The organism is uncultured Agrobacterium sp., from assembly GCA_913777615.1.
Lineage (GTDB): Bacteria > Pseudomonadota > Alphaproteobacteria > Rhizobiales > Rhizobiaceae > Agrobacterium.
The window spans coordinates 156,402-172,530 of record CAJYTK010000001.1 but is presented as its reverse complement, the minus strand read 5'-3'; the positions used below and the strand labels follow the sequence as shown (position 1 = coordinate 172,530).

Sequence of the window (16,129 nt, the reverse complement as noted above, 5' to 3'; positions counted from 1 at the left end):
CGACATGCTTCGTCTCATCGCATGTGGTTACCGTAAAACCGCCTCACACTTTTACGCGGCATGCTTTAGCCTTGAATTTCGGCGCGTTTTGTGGTCTTGAACCCGCAAACCTAAAATAGAAACCGATATGCCTGCCTGTCCGCTTTTGTCCGGCAGGTTCAGCCACCTTCCAGGAATGTTTTCATGGCCCGTTCAGCCCTTCTCAATGTCATGGTTCAGGCCGCCCTGAAGGCGGGAAAGTCTTTGGCGCGTGACTTCGGTGAAGTGCAGAACCTGCAGGTATCGGTCAAGGGACCGAGCGACTTCGTTTCGCAGGCCGATCTTAAGGCCGAGAAGATCGTTCGTGACGAGCTGATGAAGGCGCGTCCCACCTATGGCTTCCTCGGCGAAGAGGGCGGCGAGGAAATCGGCACCGATGGCGCGCATCGCTGGATCGTCGATCCGCTGGACGGCACCACCAACTTCCTGCATGGCATTCCGCAATTTGCCGTTTCCATCGGTCTGGAGCGTAGCGGCGAAATCGTCGCAGGCGTCATCTTCAACCCGGCAACGGATGAGCTCTACACCGCAGAGCGTGGCGGCGGGGCATTCCTCAATGACCGCCGCATTCGCGTGGCAGCCCGAAAGCAGCTTTCCGACAGCGTCGTCTGCTGCGGCGTTCCGCATCTGGGGCGCGGCAACCACGGCAAGTTCCTCGTCGAGCTTCGCCACGTTATGGGCGAAACCGCGGGCGTGCGCCGCATGGGTGCGGCAGCGCTCGATCTCGCTTATGTCGCAGCCGGCCGCTTCGACGGCTTCTGGGAAGCGGAACTGTCGCCTTGGGATATTGCTGCGGGCATCGTTCTCATCCGTGAGGCTGGCGGTTTCGTCTCCGACATGGGCGGGGCCAACAGCATGTTCGAAAGCCGCAGTGTGGTTGCCGGCAACGAGTATATTCAGAAGGCTCTGCTGGAAGTGGTCAACCGCCCGGTTCCGGGTCGCTGATAGGACTTAGAGTTGCCCCTGTGCCGAATTCCTGTGCTTGTCACAGGAATCCAGTCAGTCCAAGTCTTTGGTCTGGAGCAATGTTTACTCGTCGCGCCGACGCGCGACGGCCAGATTCCTGTGACAAGCACAGGAATGAGGGTGGTTGAGGAGACCTTGCTCTAACACTCGCCGCTTCCACCATGATGCCCATGCGTTCGATCTCGTACCTTATGATCGAACAACACCTGAGCCTCCCTCTCAAAAAGCTTTGTTCTCTCAAGGCTTTTACACTTCAATTCGTCGTATTTTTACTCTAGCTTCCGCTCCGAACCATGCTGACGCCTCAAGTCCTGGGGCAATGGTCGTGGCAGCATCAGAGGAATGGGTTTATGGCGGATACGGAACTGCTCGATGTCGGCGTCGAGAAACCGCTGACGAAAGACTATCACCACAAGCTATCCAGTCCAACGCCGTTCCTGTGGACGATGCTGATCTTTCTCATCATCGTGGCCTTCATCGCTGCCATTTTGTTCCGCCAGGCAGAAGCGGCCTTCATGAGCAATCCGGGCCTCAACGGTTTCATTCTCGGCGTTCTCGCCATCGGCGTCATTCTGGTGTTCACGCAGATCTTCAACCTGCGTCCCGAAGTGCGCTGGTTCAATAATTTCCAGGCTGCCGGAAGCGTCGACAAGGCGGGCCGTCCGCCAAAACTTCTAGCGCCCATGCGCACGTTGATCGGCAAGCGCGGCGAAGTGCGCGTGTCTGCCGTCACTCAGCGCTCGATCCTCGATTCCATCGCCACGCGCCTGGATGAGCAGCGCGATACGTCGCGTTATATGATCGGTCTACTGGTCTTTCTCGGTCTGCTCGGCACCTTCTGGGGTTTGATCGGCACGATTGGTGCCATTAGTGGTGTTATTCAGGGGTTGGACCCGAGTTCCGGCGACAGCTCCGATATCCTCTCGTCGCTGAAATCCGGTCTGACTGCGCCACTCTCGGGTATGGGCACGGCGTTTTCGTCCTCGCTGCTCGGTCTTTCCGGCTCGCTCATCCTCGGTTTTCTCGATCTGCAGGCCGGTCGTGCGCAGAACCGGTTCTATACGCAGCTGGAAAACTGGCTGTCTTCCGTCACCGATACCGGCGCCGATCTTCTCGTCGATGGCAAGCCTGCCGCAGCCAGCAGCGTGATTGGCACCGAGCGTTCGGTTGCCGCCATGCATAATCTTGCCGAAGGCATTCAAGGGCTGGTCAAGAATATGCGCGGCGAGCAGCAGATGCTGCGCGACTGGATCGAAGCGCAGCAGGAGGAATCGAAGGCGCTGCGCCGTACGCTCGACCGTCTGACCGCACGCATTGATGCCGACCAGAAGGCGGCGTCCAAACGTTCCCTCCCGCACGATAACGGGAGCGATTGATCATGGCGCTTGCGCGCAACCGCCGCCGCGACAGAGGCGTGGATTACTGGCCAGGTTTCGTCGATGCGCTGTCGACGCTTTTGATGGCGATCATGTTCCTGCTCACCGTCTTCGTGCTGGCGCAGTTCGTGCTTTCGCGCGAAATTTCCGGCAAGGATGAGGTTCTGACCCGCCTTAACAGTCAGATTGCCGAACTGACCGAGTTGCTGGCGCTGGAAAAGGGCAGCAAGCAAGATATTGAAGACACCCTTGCCAATCTGCAATCGACACTGGCCGCATCCGAAAGCGAGCGCTCGCGCCTGCAGGCGCTGCTCGATGCCGGTGCCGGAAACAGTTCCGCTGCCAATGCCCGCGTCGGTCAGTTGACGAATGAGCTGGAGGATGCGCGCGAGGCCGGTGCGAGAGCATCGTCACAGATCGAATTGCTGAACCAGCAGATTGCAGCGCTCAGAGCCCAGATCGCCTCGGTGGAAGCCGCCTTGCAGGCGTCGGAGGCCAAGGATGCCTCATCTCAGGTCAAGATTGCCGATCTAGGCCGCCGCCTCAATGTGGCGCTGGCGCAGCGCGTGCAGGAATTGAACCGCTACCGCTCGGACTTCTTCGGGCGCCTGCGTGAAATCCTCTCCGACCGCGAGAACATCCGCATCGTCGGCGACCGCTTCGTCTTCCAGTCCGAAGTTCTCTTCCCATCCGGCGGAACGGATCTCAATCCGGAAGGGCAGGTAGAGATGGCGAAGCTTGCCACGGCGCTCATCGATCTTGCCAAGGAAATCCCGCCGGAAATCAACTGGGTGCTGCGGGTAGACGGTCATACCGACAATGTGCCGTTGTCAGGGTCCGGACGCTTCCGCGACAACTGGGAGCTTTCGTCGGCCCGCGCCACATCGGTGGTCAAGTTTCTGATTTCCAAGGGTGTGCCGGCCAACCGTCTGGTCGCAGCAGGCTTTGGCGAATATCAGCCGCTGGCGGAAGGCGACACACCGGACGCGCGTTCGCAGAACCGTCGTATCGAGTTGAAACTGACCGAGCGCTGATCGGGGATCAAGAGGGAGCGCGCCTGCGCGCTCTCAGACGGACTTCGCCAATGGAATGTCGTCGTTGACGCCTGTGTTGAATTGCAGGCGCGCAAGCTTGGCATAAAGACCGCCCTGGCGGATCAGGCTTTGATGGGTGCCTTCCTCGATGATGCGGCCTTCATCCATCACCAGAATGCGGTCGGCCTTCAGCACGGTCGCAAGCCGATGGGCGATGACGATGGTGGTGCGCTTGGCGATGAGCTCATCCAGCGCCTTCTGCACCAGTGTTTCGCTTTCGGCATCGAGTGCCGAGGTTGCTTCATCGAGGAGCAGGATCGGCGCGTCGCGCAGAATGGCGCGGGCAATGGCGATGCGCTGGCGTTGGCCGCCGGAAAGTGTGACGCCACGTTCGCCCACCACGGTATCGTAGCTTTCGGGCAATCTTGCAATGAAGCCATCGGCCTGGGCGGCTTTCGCAGCAGCCTGAACCTGCTCACGCGTCGCATCGGGTCTGCCGAAGGCAATATTGTCGTGGATGGAAGAGGCGAAGATCGCGACGTCCTGCGGGACGATGGCCAGCCTGGAGCGCAAGTCTTTCAGCGTGACAGTGCGGATATCGGTACCGTCGATGGTGATGAGACCCGATTGAGGATCGTAGAAGCGCATCAAAAGCGAAAAGACAGTGCTTTTTCCTGCACCCGAAGGCCCGACGATCGCCACGGTTTCCCCGGAGGCGACCCGGAAGGAGAGATCCGAGATGATGGGCTTGCCGCCGCCTTTCGGATAATGAAACGCCACATGCTCGAAGCTTGCCTCGCCCCTTGGCGGAACGGGAAGCGACACGGGTGCAGCGGGTTCTTCGACCGGAGACCTTTCTTCCAGCAATTCGGACAGGCGCTCGGCGGCACCACCTGCCTGCGACAGCTCACCCCAGACTTCGGAAAGCTGACCGAGCGAGCTTGCGGCGATAACCGAATAGAGCACGAACTGGCTGAGCGTGCCGCCGGAGATCGCGCCGCTCAAAACGCTCTGCGCGCCATACCAGAGGATCGCAACGACGCTGCCGAAGACGAGACTGATGGCGACAGCGGTCAGAATGGCGCGGGCGCTGATTGCCGCACGGGCACCTTGATAGGCCTTTTCCACTGCCGCATCGTAACGGCTGTTTGCCAGTTGCTCGGCGTTGAAGGACTGGATGGTGCGGCTTGCCGCAATTGTTTCGGAGGCGAAGGCGGAGGACGCGGCTAGCGTATCCTGCGTGTTTCTGGAGCGTAAGCGCACCGACCGGCCAAAGGCAATCAGCGGGAAGACGATGAAGGGGATGGCCAGCAGCGCAAGACCAGCAAGCTTCGGACTGGTGTAGACCATCATCGCGACCGCCCCGAGACAGAGCAGCGTGTTGCGCAGCGCCACAGATGCAGACGAGCCAAAAGCGGAGCGGATCTGCACGGTATCGGCGGTCAGGCGCGAGGTCAGCTCGCCGGAATGGTTCGTATCGAAGAAGGCCTGCGACAAGGAGGTGAGGTGCGCAAAGACATCGCGGCGCAGATCGGTGACGACGCGCTCGCCGATAATCATCACATAATAATAGCGCATGGCGCTGGCGAGCGCGAGAACGATGGCGATCGCCAAAAGCATGGCGAAATAGTTGTTGATCATCGCGCCGTCGGTGGCTTCAAAGCCGTGATCGATAATGCGGCGAACGGCAAGCGGCAGGGCAAGCGTTGTGGCGGAAGACAGAACGAGTGCGCAAAGTGCGGCGGCAACCAGTCCGCGGTAGCGCTTGAGATAGGGAAAGAGGCTCGCCAGAGGTTTCAAGGTTCTGCGCCCTGCCGGCTTCTGTGCCTCAATGTCTGCCACGTCCATCACTCCTTCATGCCGCAGAGGCGGTAACGCCCGGCGGCAACGCTTTTTTCGCGTCCTGATATGTGTCTTGCCGTGACCGGCAGGCACTTGTTATCTCGGCGCCCTTCATGTATAGGCTCCGCATCAAATTGGGAAGCCATGGCCGAAAGGCTCATGGTTTCATTTATTGAATCGGCTCAGTTGACGCAATTGCGGCAAATGGTCCGCACCCACTTACGCAGGAAGATTGTCATGAAGGCTGAAATCCATCCCGACTATCACATGATCAAAGTTGTCATGACCGATGGTACCGAATACGAAACCCGTTCGACCTGGGGTTCCGAGGGCGCAGTTATGAACCTCGAAATCGATCCCAAGTCCCATCCGGCCTGGACTGGTGGCAACCAGCAGCTGATGGACCGCGGCGGTCGCGTTTCCAAGTTCAACAAGCGTTTCGGCGGCCTCGGCCTCTAATCCGTTTGACTATGGACTACAAAACAACCTCGGAGCGATCCGGGGTTTTTTGTTGCCTGCAGTATCGGCCTGAAAATTGGAATCGATTTCCATAAAGCACGGTGCGTCGATCAAAGACGATAGAGAACTGTGCGTCTGATGGGAGGACAAGCAGAGCTTCGGAAACCGGACGTTTTGCTTTCGGCGGCACGATCCGTTTGCGCACCCTCATTGGCCTTGCGCGACGACCATTTCGACGCGGGAGCCGTGAGCTATACCGAAGGAGCGGTTTCAGCACTTGGGACTATTGTGGCCCTGCTGATATCGCCGCCGCCCTCGTTGCGGTGGCGGGCGTCGTGATGGTGATGGCGGCTTTCGGCAGCGGAGGGAGTTCGCAAAGTCATCGAAGCACGTGCCGGCCAATCACTGTAGCGAAGGGACAAGTGTTCCAAGCCAATCTTGGTCCGGCGCTTCCGGCAACACGGAGAGATGGCTCACTCCGTCCACTGTCATGCGATGCGTCGAGGGGAGAGGAGACTGGGGCCTTTCAGAACGTGATCCTGAAAGGCAAATCCTCTGAGCGGTGGTGACTTCAAGCTTGCGCGTAATAAACTTCAATCAGACTCTGTTTTGGTTCTTCCTTGCTGTCGTGTGATAGCAAGTTGCTTTGGCCGGTCGACGGGTTCATGGCGTCGATAAGCCCTCGTATAATGCGGTCTCTTTGAACCTCGACTGCTCGGTTATATGCTGCGGTCTCTGCGGCATCCTCCTGAGCGGCAAGTGCGCGCTGTGACGATCTCGATTTGATAATGTCGACGCCGTAAACATCCTCAGCTTTATCGGACAAAGCGGCCGTCGCAGGTCGTCTCGCTGGCACTTGAGAGGATGGTGCCGTTGTAGCGGGAGAGCTTGTGCGTGGCGGCAAGTCTCTACCTGTCTGAGATTGAGAAGAAGGGCTGGCGTCTTTGTTCTCAACCTGCGCCGAAGAACTGGGGCGGCTACCCGCTTCGCCGCTGACTGGCGTTTGAGTTGCAGCTGGCTGGGAATTGTCGCTCTCTGGCTGTTGTTGTGCGCCGGTCGGTGCGGCCTCGCTGTTTTGAACAGGAGCATCTGACGGAGCCGGCTGGGAGCTGGAATTATTGTTCTCTACAGCCGAGGGGGCATCCTCATCACCTGCCTGGCCCTGAGCAGGGGATGGTTCCTCTGCGGCTGGCTGAGACGGCGTAGGAGAATACGTGGCGTCGTCGGTATCGGTGTCATTGTCTTCGGCGGGAGCAGGGGTGCTCGCCATTGGCTGGGAATTGTCGCTCTCTGGCTGTTGTTGTGCGCCGGTCGGTGCGGCCTCGCTGTTTTGAACAGGAGCATTTGACGGGGCCGGCTGGGAGCCGGAATTATTGTTCTCTACAGCCGAGGGTGCATCCTCATCGCCTGCCTGGCCCTGAGCAGGGGATGGTTCCTCTGCTGCTGGCTGAGACGGCGTAGGAGAATACGTGCCATCGTCGGTATCGGTGTCATTGTGTTCGGCGGGAGCAGGGGTGCTCGCCGTTGGCTGGGCCGAGGAGCTCTGGCTGGTGGGGGTGGATGATGACGGAGCTTCGCTCTTCGCCGGCCCGGATGTGCCGGTGGCGGACTGAGAGCCTGACGATCCAGAAGTGGAGCTTTTCGTAGAAGATGCGGGAGACGGAGGGAGTAATGCTTCTAACACTGCGGCACACCAAGTTAATATTGGACCGATAGCTAGGCCGCACCCCCACAAATTTCAGTATATTTTCGAGTTAAGATTTTAATCAATGAAGTCAGCTTGCCGAAAGACGCTCCGCTATCGTTGACAACTCCTTAATGCGGCTTCGGCTCGAAATCTGGCCTATCTCGGAAACTTAAGATGCGCCGGGTGATCGCTTCGTCAGACGTGGCGGCCACCAACCTGTTGGCTATCGCATCGCGCGTGTCCGGAACGTTTTGATTCAACAAAAGACAACAGATCCAGGATGTTACCCGGTACTTTACGAAGCCGCCCAATGAGAGGTTGGCACGCGGCCTCCGGCTCAGAACGGTGGGTAGCTGCGAGCGAGCTTTAAACTGCGGCCAAATAAAAAAGCAGGCCGGAGCCTGCTTCTTCAAAATCATGCGATAGGAATTGCGCGATCAGTTGCTGTTGAAGGCGGTGCGAAGCAGGTTGAGCTGGGCCTGAACGCTGTTCTCGTTGTCGGGAACCTTCGCCTCGGTGGGGCGGTAAATTTCGCGGTCGAGAAGGGCAACGCGGTTCTGGAGGCGCAACGAACGCTCGACCAGATCGCGGAAGGATTCCGGCAGATCGTTCCAGCCCGGCGCGTTGCGATCGACGTTAAAGTTATCGAGGCGCACCTTGTTCTTTTCGTTCAGAACCTGATCGCGGGTCATTTCGCCATTGTTGACAGCGCGCTGCAGCAGCAGCCACGATGCCATCTGCATCAAGCGGGTGGTGAGGCGCATAGATTCTGCGGCGTAAAGAACCGAAGCCATGCGCGGGAGAACCTTGGATGCTGCGCGACCGGAGCCGTCGAGGTAGCTTGCCGTTTCTTCCACCAAGCCCATGCCCTCGGCATAGAGAGTCTTGAACTGGTTCGAGGCTGCGGCGCGGCCGGCGAAGCTGATGGTATTCAAAACCTGTTCCGACATTTCTTTAATCCCTGCTTACGCATGATACGGTGAGGCAACGGAGTTAGCGGGTAAATTGTTCCGGCCTTTGTATTTTCAGGATGATACCAATAGCTGAAATGCGCAAGCTGATTATTAAAGAAAGGTTAATACCCACAGTTTTGCAGGTTTTCCAACAAGATAAAAAAAGAGCCGCAAAAGCGGCTCTCAAGGTAAAACAGGGAGAAAAATCAGACCAATTCGCCGATAGGAGAAACTGCCTGAGGTTCAGCAGAACTGAACATGTATAGTAATCTCTCAGAAAGCTTAATATTTGGTTAATGGTAAATGAAAAACTGTCGCGCGCCGTAACGTTTGTCGGCCGCATTGGTTTTCATCTGGCGCTAAATAGGCTTTCAGCCGCTTTGCGACCAGCGGACTTCTTCTCTCGCTCCTGTTCCAGCCGTTCGATCTCGCCAGTCAGAATGTTGATGCGGGCGGTCAGTTCGTCCACGGAAAGCAGCGTCAGATCACTGCCGACAATGTGGGTCGCGCCTTGCTTTTGCGGAAGATCGTCATCGAAAATACTCATATTCCTGCTCCCTTTTGCAAATCTGCTTCCTCTTCAGGATATTGCGGGGCTCTCGGATCAAGCGAGGCACTTTCGGGTGTCAACAGCGGTGCAGGTGCTGTCGGCATAGTGGAGAAGTTGTCCTTCTCCTCGGTCGTCAGTGCCGCGCGCTTGCGTGAGCGGAAGATAGAATAGGCGGTTATCATCAGATGTGAAGTCGCCGTTACCAAGAACAGCGCATAGGGTCCGAAATAGGTCATGATCGGACCGCCAAGGGTCGGGCCGATAATGGTGCCGATGCCGTAGAGCAGCAGCAGGCCGCCCGAGACCTTGACGAAATCTTCGGAGGACGCAAAGTCATTAGCGTGCGCGACCGCGATTGGGTAGAGCGCATTGGCCGCCGCACCATAGACCGCAATCATGCCGATCAGCACATAGACATGCGACGGCTGGACGGTGGCGATCGCAAGGCCTGCGACAGCGCAAAGCGCCGCCAGCCCCGCCAGCACGAAGCGGCGGTCGATACGGTCGGAAAGCTTGCCAGCCGGAAACTGGGCGAGCGCACCGATGAATATGGTGGAACTGACCATGATGGCGATGGTGGTGGGGTCAAGACCGGCGCGCGCGCCGAAGACCGCCGACAGTGTACCATAGGCGCCGTTGGCGATGCCGATCAGCAGGATGCCGACGAAGGAGACGGGCGAATTGCGATAGAGCGCCGGCAGATCGAGTTTCACCTTCTTCAAAGGCTGCGGGCTCTCCGCCTTGGAGAGCATGGCAGGCAGAATGGCAACGCAATAGATGATGGCGCAGACCATAAAGAGCGAAGTGTTGCCGACATGGCCAAAGGGAATGACCAACTGACCTGCGACCACGCCGAACAGCGTGATAGCGATATAGAGCGAGAAGATCGCGCCGCGGCTTTCATTGGTGGCGCGCTCGTTCAGCCAGCTTTCGATGATCATGGACGTGCCGGCGGTACAAAAGCCGGTGAGTGCGCGCAGGCCCACCCAGGCGACGTCATCGATGAAAAGCCCGGTTAACAGCACGGTAAGGCAAATCAGCGCCACGAAGCTGCCGAAGGCGCGGATGTGCCCCGCGCGGCGAACGATCGCGGGTGCCACGAAGCAGCCGATGACGAAGCCCGTTGCCCAGGACGTGCCGAGAAAACCGAGAACCTCGTTGGAGTAACCCTCCGCAGAACCGCGCACCGGCAAAAGCAGGCCTTGAAGGCCGTTTCCGAGAAAAAGGAAGAGGGTGCTGGTCAGGAGAGCGAATACGGGAAGAATATTTCTGCTCATAAAGTCACTCTCATGCCGATGCTATTGCGGGTATCACGTGCCAGTGGATTCGCTTTGGAGGCCGTTATGGTGAGCATAAAAATGTCCGCTCTGTGACGACGTCGAAATGAGTTTGACATTTGGCTTGCGGATGCTGCAAGCCCTTAAACAGACATTTGCGAGTGAACTGTCAGCGCTTGCCGGCGGTTCCCGCAGAACATGGCAGAAACGGCGGCGCGGTGCTTGCCGGATTGAGCCAAAAGGTTGCGCGATGACGAAGGCGATCGGCCTTTTGCTACTTCTTGCCATGGGCATCCAGCTTATCCGCCCGCTCGGTTTCCCGGGTTTTAGACGACGTGCCGATTTCTGGAAAATCGCCGTTGTCGCCTTTGTGCTGTGGACGCTGGTGCTGCTTTTGCGGCCATAAAATCATGCCGGCTGCGCGCACCCCTTCCAGCTGGGAGGGGCGTGGCAGTCCATCCAGTCAACGCGATTAGCTAAGGCGCCAACGGCAACTTTTTGAACAGGCTGTGAGGCGGATCAGAGCTTGCGGCCGAGATGTTCCTCGACCTTCTTCCTTTCCCATGTGGCATTGAGGAAAGGTACGAGATCGAAGGTGGTCAGCCCGTTCAGAGCCAGGGCAACGCCCCAGCCGAGTGCTGGCCAGATGGCCCGGAACTAATGAGGGCTGGTGACGAGATTGATCACGACCAGCATGGCGATGACCACGACATATTGTGCGACGTGCAGATAGAATTTCTTGATCTTTCGCACGCGTTCGAATGCGATGGCTTCCTCGGCTTCTCTTGCGTTGACAGCAATGCTTTGCATGTCCGTTTCCTTTTCCACGGTCAGTTGCGACACGTCGATCTTGAAGACGGATGTTAGAGCGTTTCGAGGCTCGCCGATTGGCCGCGTTCGATGCGCTGGATGGTACGCACGCTGAGCCCACTGACGGTTGCCAATTGCTCTTGCGACCAGCCGCGCTGCAGCCTGAGTTTCTGTACCAGCATCATTCTCTCCAAGGTTCGACGAGGCCAACATTCACGCAAACCGCCGCCGGACACCACGTCATCCGCCCGACTGTCGGGTTGCTGTCGGGACGGTGACGGGCTTGTTATGGCGCATAGTGCGACGGGCGGTGCGAAATTTGAAGAGAGTGGGAAAAGGGTGCCGCAAAAAAGCCGCCCGGTGGGGCGGCCTGCATTGAGTATTGTGCTCGGACGTCATGCCGCGTTCTCCAGCTCCTGCTTCCAGTCTCCAAGGGCCGCCAGAGAATTCATCTCGGCGCGATGGCGGAAGGCGCGTTGGCCGGCGGCAACGTTTTCAGCCTTGCCGCCCCAAGCGTGAAGTGCGGTTTCCTGTAGCGCGCGGCCATAGGAGAAGGTGACGGACCATGGCAGATCATACCCGGCATTGATCGCCGAGAGGTGGGCGGTGGCTTCCTCCGAGGTTTGGCCGCCGGATAGGAAGGCGATGCCAGGGACTGCGGATGGCACGGTGGCCTTCAGCACCTTCACGGTCTTTTCCGAGACCTCTTCGACGCTTGCCTTGCGGGCGTTCTTGCCATCGATCACCATATTGGGTTTCAGGATCATGCCTTCCAGATTAACGCGGGCATCATAGAGATCGGTGAAGACGGTGCGCAGCACCCATTCCGTTACCTCGGCGCAGCGATCGATACTGTGCGTGCCCGGTTTGCCATCCATCAGCACTTCCGGCTCGACGATCGGCACGATACCGGCCTGCTGGCAAAGTGCTGCATAGCGGGCCAGCGCCTGCGAATCCGCTTTGATCGATCCCCAGGTCGGAAGCCCATCGCCGATATTGATGACGCCGCGCCATTTGGCAAAGCGCGCACCGGCGTCGTAATAGGTCTTCAGGCGGTCCGCCAGGCCATCCAGGCCTTCGGTCACAGTCTCGCCGGGGAAAAAGGCCTGCGGTTTTGCGCCCTTATCCACCTTGATGCCGGGAATGGCGCCTGCCGCCTTTATGATATCGACTAAGGGTGTCCCATCGGCTGCCTTCTGGAACAGCGTCTCTTCGTAGAGGATGACGCCGGAGATGCATTTGGTCATCGCAGCATCTGTGCGAAACAGCATCTCGCGATAGTCACGACGGCTCGTTTCGGTGGATTCCAGGCCGATGGTATCGAAACGCTTCTTGATGGTGCCGGTGGACTCATCGGCCGCCAGCAGTCCCTTGCCGCTCGACATCATCTTCAAGGCAATGTCTTCCAGACGTTCAGTCATTTCCATTCTCCCTGTGTATGACCATACCCGAGTACCAGACGGAGGCAGAAAGATGGCGGTCTTCGCCTACGGAAGCGACCGAAGAATATTCAATCGTTTGAATGTTTTACGGGCGTGGTTGAGCTGTGAAATTGCAGACTGAGAAGACGTTTTTTTTTGGCTTTTGGTTCCACCGTCATCTGCGGGAGAGGAAGAAGTGCAGCGGTCCAAGGAAGGCGCTCTGCATGTTCTACAGGCTCTTGGCGTCTTGCTGGGCGTCATGCCGATGTATCGGCGTCCGTAGAAGGAGATGCGCCGTGGCTGCACTCTCGGATCATGCCAGTCGAAGGCGTGGTAAGGGAGGTACCGTCCTGCCCTAAGCCAAGAGCCAACGCCGGTTGCGGCGTTGGCAAGGAGTGTCTAGGGGGCGAAGCGCCGTTTACTTCTGCTCTTGCAGAATGGCGACGCCTGGAAGCACCTTGCCTTCCATCCATTCGAGGAAGGCGCCGCCAGCCGTCGAGATATAGGTGAAGTCTTCCGCCACACCGGCGTGGTTGAGTGCTGCGACCGTATCACCGCCGCCTGCGACGGAGACGAGCTTGCCGGACTTGGTGCATTCGGCGGCGTGCCGTGCTGCGGCAACCGTTGCCGTGTCGAACGGTTCGATTTCGAAGGCGCCGAGCGGGCCGTTCCAGACAAGCGTTTCAGCGCGCGAAATCCAGCCGTTGATGGCTTCGACCGACTTCGGGCCGACATCCAGCATCATGGCGTCTTCGGGGATGGCGTTGATATCGACGACTTCGTTGGCGGCATTGGCCTTGAACTCGCGGGCAACCACGCCGTCATCCGGCAGCACGATGGCGCAGCCAGCGGTCGCTGCTTCGATCATGATCTGCTTTGCGGTTTCGGCGAGATCATGCTCGCAAAGCGACTTGCCGACCTGGGTACCGCGGGCAGCGAGGAACGTGTTGGCCATGCCGCCGCCGATCACCAGCGCGTCGACCTTCTTGACGAGGTTCATAAGCAGATCGATCTTGGTGGAGACCTTCGCGCCGCCGACGATGGCAACGACCGGGCGGGCAGGGGCGCCGAGGCCCTTTTCCAGCGCTTCGAGTTCGGCCTGCATGGTGCGGCCAGCATAGGCCGGCAGATGGCGGGCAAGACCCTCAGTGGAGGCATGGGCGCGGTGGGCGGCGGAGAAGGCGTCGTTGACGTAGATATCGCCGTTCTTGGCGAGTTCTGCGGTAAAGGCCGGATCGTTCTTTTCCTCGCCCTTGTGGAAACGGGTGTTTTCCAGAAGCAGGATATCGCCATCATTCATCTTGGCAATCGCATCTGCTGAGGCTTCACCGATGGAATCGCTGGCAAAGAGCACGCTATGGTCGAGAACCTCTTCCAATGCCGGTGCGATCAGGGACAGGGACATGTCCGCGACAGGCTCACCTTTCGGACGGCCGAAATGAGCAAGCAGAATGACCTTGGCACCCTTTTCGGACAGTTCGAGAATGGTCGGAGCAACGCGCTCGAGGCGGGTCGTGTCCGTTACCTTGCCGTCCGCGACCGGCACGTTGAGATCGACGCGGACGAGAACACGCTTTCCGGAGATGTCGGTGAGGTCGTCAAGGGTCTTGAAGGCGGGCATAGATCGATCCTGTCCTGGTGTTCAAACAATATTTCGGGCGCGACCATACTATGCCTGACCGGCTGTGCAAGGCGTTTTCGTCACGATGCAATGACGCGCTTTCACTTCGTGTTCAGGCGGGCTTTGCGCTTTTCCCGACGGTGTTCGCGGGCGCGGTGGATGATGTCTTTGAGGCTGATGAAGATCGGCAGTGTGGTGGCGGGCGCGACTGGCTCGAGCGAGATGCCGATACTGGAAATGGCGTGTGTTTCATCAAGATCCCGAACGATCAGGATCAGCGAGCCAAGGCGGATACGGTCGGCATATTCGGCCTTTCCGCCAAGGCGGGCTTCGATGAGCTCGCCCACGGTGAGGGACTGTTCCTGCGCGGTAATCAGGCCGGGTCCATAGGAGGCGTCCAGCTCTTTGGCCGGACGTTGCGGCGCAATGGAGAAGGTGCCGAAAAGATCCTCGTCGTCTTTGGTCACGGGCTTCGCGCTGGCAAAGAGCCGGTCCAGAAGCCGTGCATAGCTTGGCATGACGAAAATATAGACCAGATCGTTTTCCCGGAGCCTTCCTGCATATTGATAACGGATGGACTTGCCATCGCGCACCACCAGAGACGGCATCGCCCAGCGGGGAATGCGCTCGCCCTGCAGAATGGCGCTGCCCTTGGCCACGCGGTAAGAGATAAGCTCGTGGGTGGCCGTGCCCGGTAGATCCACTTCCAGCTTGTCCACCTCGCCCATACGGGGCGGCACGACGAGGCCAAGGCGGGTTGCGACGGGCTTGATGGTCCAACCCTGCAGCAGAAGTGAGACGAGCACGATGATGAAGGCGGCGTTGAAGTAGATCTCGGCATTGTTCAGCCCGCCGAGCGTCGGCAGCAGCGCCAGCAGAATGGAAACCGCACCACGAAGACCGACCCAGGCGACGAAGCTTGTTTCCTGCTGGGTGTAGTTGAACGGCATCAGGCTCAGCCACACTGCAAGGGGCCTGGCGATGAAGATGAGGAAGAGGGCGAGCAGGACGGCGGGCAGGATGATGGCCGGAAACTGCGAGGGTGTGGCCAGCAGACCGAGCATCAGGAACATGATGATCTGCGCCAGCCAGGTCATCCCCTCATGGAAGCGACGGATCGCGCCCTTGGCGAAAATCTTGCGGTTGCCCGCAACGATGCCCGCGACATAAACGGCGAGAAAGCCACTTCCATGCAGCGCGCCGGTAAAGGAGAAGACGAGAAGCGCCAGCGCCAGGACAAGGATGGGTGCGAGCCCGCGATCCATGGTGAAGCGGTTGACGACGTTGACGATCATCAGGCCGCCAAGAATGCCAAAGATCAGGCCAAGGCCCATTTCCTTGAAGAACATCAGGATGAAACCGCTGTCGAAGCCGGCGAGCCCCTTGCCACGGCTCACCACCTCTACCAAAGCGATGGTGAGAAAGATCGCCATGGGGTCGTTGGTGCCGGATTCAACCTCAAGCGTCGAGCGTACCTGATCGCGGATATGAATGCCGCCGATGCGCAGCAGGAAGAAAACGGCTGCGGCATCTGTGGATGCCACGATGGAGCCAAGCAGCAGGCCTTCGAGCCAGGAAAGGCCGAGGAGCAGGGCGGCTGCACCGGCAAAGAACACGGCGGTCAGCACCACGCCAAGCGTCGCGAGTGTCACGGCCGGTCGTGATGAGAGCCGGAATGTCTGTAAAGGCGTACTGAACCCGGAATCGAAGAGAATGACTGCCAGCACCAGAGAGCCCAGCATATAGGCCACCGCGCTGTTGGTGAACTCTATGCCGATGCCATCCTTTCCTGCGACAAGACCGATCATCAGGAATAGCAACAGCAGTGGCGCGCCGAAGCGATAAGCAATCAGGCTGGAGAAAGCGGCCGCAAGAACGAGGACGGTGGCAACCAGCAGCAAGAGATAAAATGATTCCAATGCCCTAACCTCTTACACCCGCACGCGTGGATCCGGCGCGCAGTGCCACATCTGCTGATGCCGAATCTTGTCAGCGATTGTTCAGTGCCAAAATGGACCAGAGCAAGGCGAAGCACGAGCGCTGGCTTCGTGCCCATGAAAAAACCGGCAGGATTGCTCCCGCCGGTTCTGTGAT

General features: G+C 58.7%; 13 protein-coding genes and 1 pseudogene. 5 read left to right on the top strand and 9 right to left on the bottom strand.

The genetic code is table 11. The features are described from left to right. Positions 1-183 precede the first annotated feature (183 nt). The 3 genes from QZ862_RS00890 to QZ862_RS00880 all read left to right on the top strand — a co-directional run bounded on the left by QZ862_RS00890 (position 184) and on the right by QZ862_RS00880 (position 3,415). Positions 184-984, top strand: a complete 801-nt coding sequence (locus tag QZ862_RS00890) for an inositol monophosphatase family protein (RefSeq protein WP_296016524.1) — start codon at positions 184-186, stop codon at positions 982-984. Between the two features lie 371 nt (positions 985-1,355). Next, positions 1,356-2,381: a flagellar motor protein MotA gene (locus QZ862_RS00885; RefSeq protein WP_296016528.1), complete on the top strand. Its 1,026-nt coding sequence runs from the start codon at positions 1,356-1,358 to the stop codon at positions 2,379-2,381. 2 nt (positions 2,382-2,383) lie between these two features. Continuing rightward, complete coding sequence (locus tag QZ862_RS00880; protein ID WP_296038398.1) at positions 2,384-3,415, top strand: peptidoglycan -binding protein; 1,032 nt, start codon at positions 2,384-2,386, stop codon at positions 3,413-3,415. Positions 3,416-3,448: 33 nt separating this feature from the next. On the opposite strand, the gene QZ862_RS00875 is transcribed toward QZ862_RS00880, so the two are convergent. Continuing rightward, positions 3,449-5,257: an ABC transporter transmembrane domain-containing protein gene (locus QZ862_RS00875; protein WP_296096852.1), complete on the bottom strand. Its 1,809-nt coding sequence runs from the start codon at positions 5,255-5,257 to the stop codon at positions 3,449-3,451. A gap of 237 nt (positions 5,258-5,494) precedes the next feature. Here QZ862_RS00875 and rpmE point away from each other — a divergent pair, with 237 nt between their 5' ends. Beyond that, positions 5,495-5,716: a 50S ribosomal protein L31 gene (rpmE, locus tag QZ862_RS00870; protein ID WP_093004267.1), complete on the top strand. Its 222-nt coding sequence runs from the start codon at positions 5,495-5,497 to the stop codon at positions 5,714-5,716. A gap of 2,124 nt (positions 5,717-7,840) precedes the next feature. Here the strand turns inward: rpmE and QZ862_RS00865 are convergent. The 3 genes from QZ862_RS00865 to QZ862_RS00855 form a co-directional block, all read right to left on the bottom strand. Next, positions 7,841-8,353 carry a DUF1465 family protein gene (locus QZ862_RS00865; RefSeq protein ID WP_296016545.1) on the bottom strand — a complete coding sequence of 171 codons (513 nt, stop codon included), beginning with the start codon at positions 8,351-8,353 and terminating at the stop codon, positions 7,841-7,843. Positions 8,354-8,705: 352 nt separating this feature from the next. Beyond that, positions 8,706-8,903, bottom strand: a complete 198-nt coding sequence (locus QZ862_RS00860) for a DUF1192 domain-containing protein (protein ID WP_296096850.1) — start codon at positions 8,901-8,903, stop codon at positions 8,706-8,708. Beyond that, a complete protein-coding gene (locus QZ862_RS00855; RefSeq protein WP_296016549.1) occupies positions 8,900-10,183 on the bottom strand; it encodes an MFS transporter in 1,284 nt (427 codons plus the stop codon). The genes QZ862_RS00860 and QZ862_RS00855 overlap by 4 nt, the downstream gene beginning before the upstream one ends. A 250-nt stretch (positions 10,184-10,433) precedes the next feature. On the opposite strand from QZ862_RS00855, the gene QZ862_RS00850 reads away from it, so the two are divergent. Next, positions 10,434-10,589 (top strand): hypothetical protein, encoded by a 156-nt coding sequence (locus QZ862_RS00850; RefSeq protein ID WP_165457088.1) that lies wholly within the window; start codon positions 10,434-10,436, stop codon positions 10,587-10,589. A 113-nt stretch (positions 10,590-10,702) separates the two neighbouring features. Here QZ862_RS00850 and QZ862_RS00845 read toward each other — a convergent pair. The 5 genes and pseudogenes from QZ862_RS00845 to QZ862_RS00825 form a co-directional block, all read right to left on the bottom strand. Then, a pseudogene (locus tag QZ862_RS00845) lies at positions 10,703-10,993 on the bottom strand (2TM domain-containing protein). A gap of 53 nt (positions 10,994-11,046) precedes the next feature. Further along, complete coding sequence (locus tag QZ862_RS00840) at positions 11,047-11,175, bottom strand: helix-turn-helix transcriptional regulator (protein WP_296016552.1); 129 nt, start codon at positions 11,173-11,175, stop codon at positions 11,047-11,049. 213 nt (positions 11,176-11,388) lie between these two features. Beyond that, on the bottom strand, positions 11,389-12,414 hold the full coding sequence (locus QZ862_RS00835) for a class I fructose-bisphosphate aldolase (protein ID WP_296096847.1): 1,026 nt from the start codon (positions 12,412-12,414) through the stop codon (positions 11,389-11,391). Positions 12,415-12,832: 418 nt separating this feature from the next. After that, a complete protein-coding gene (locus QZ862_RS00830) occupies positions 12,833-14,035 on the bottom strand; it encodes a phosphoglycerate kinase (RefSeq protein ID WP_296016560.1) in 1,203 nt (400 codons plus the stop codon). A 101-nt stretch (positions 14,036-14,136) separates the two neighbouring features. Then, positions 14,137-15,954: a potassium/proton antiporter gene (locus QZ862_RS00825; protein ID WP_296096844.1), complete on the bottom strand. Its 1,818-nt coding sequence runs from the start codon at positions 15,952-15,954 to the stop codon at positions 14,137-14,139. Between the last annotated feature and the right edge of the window lie 175 nt (positions 15,955-16,129).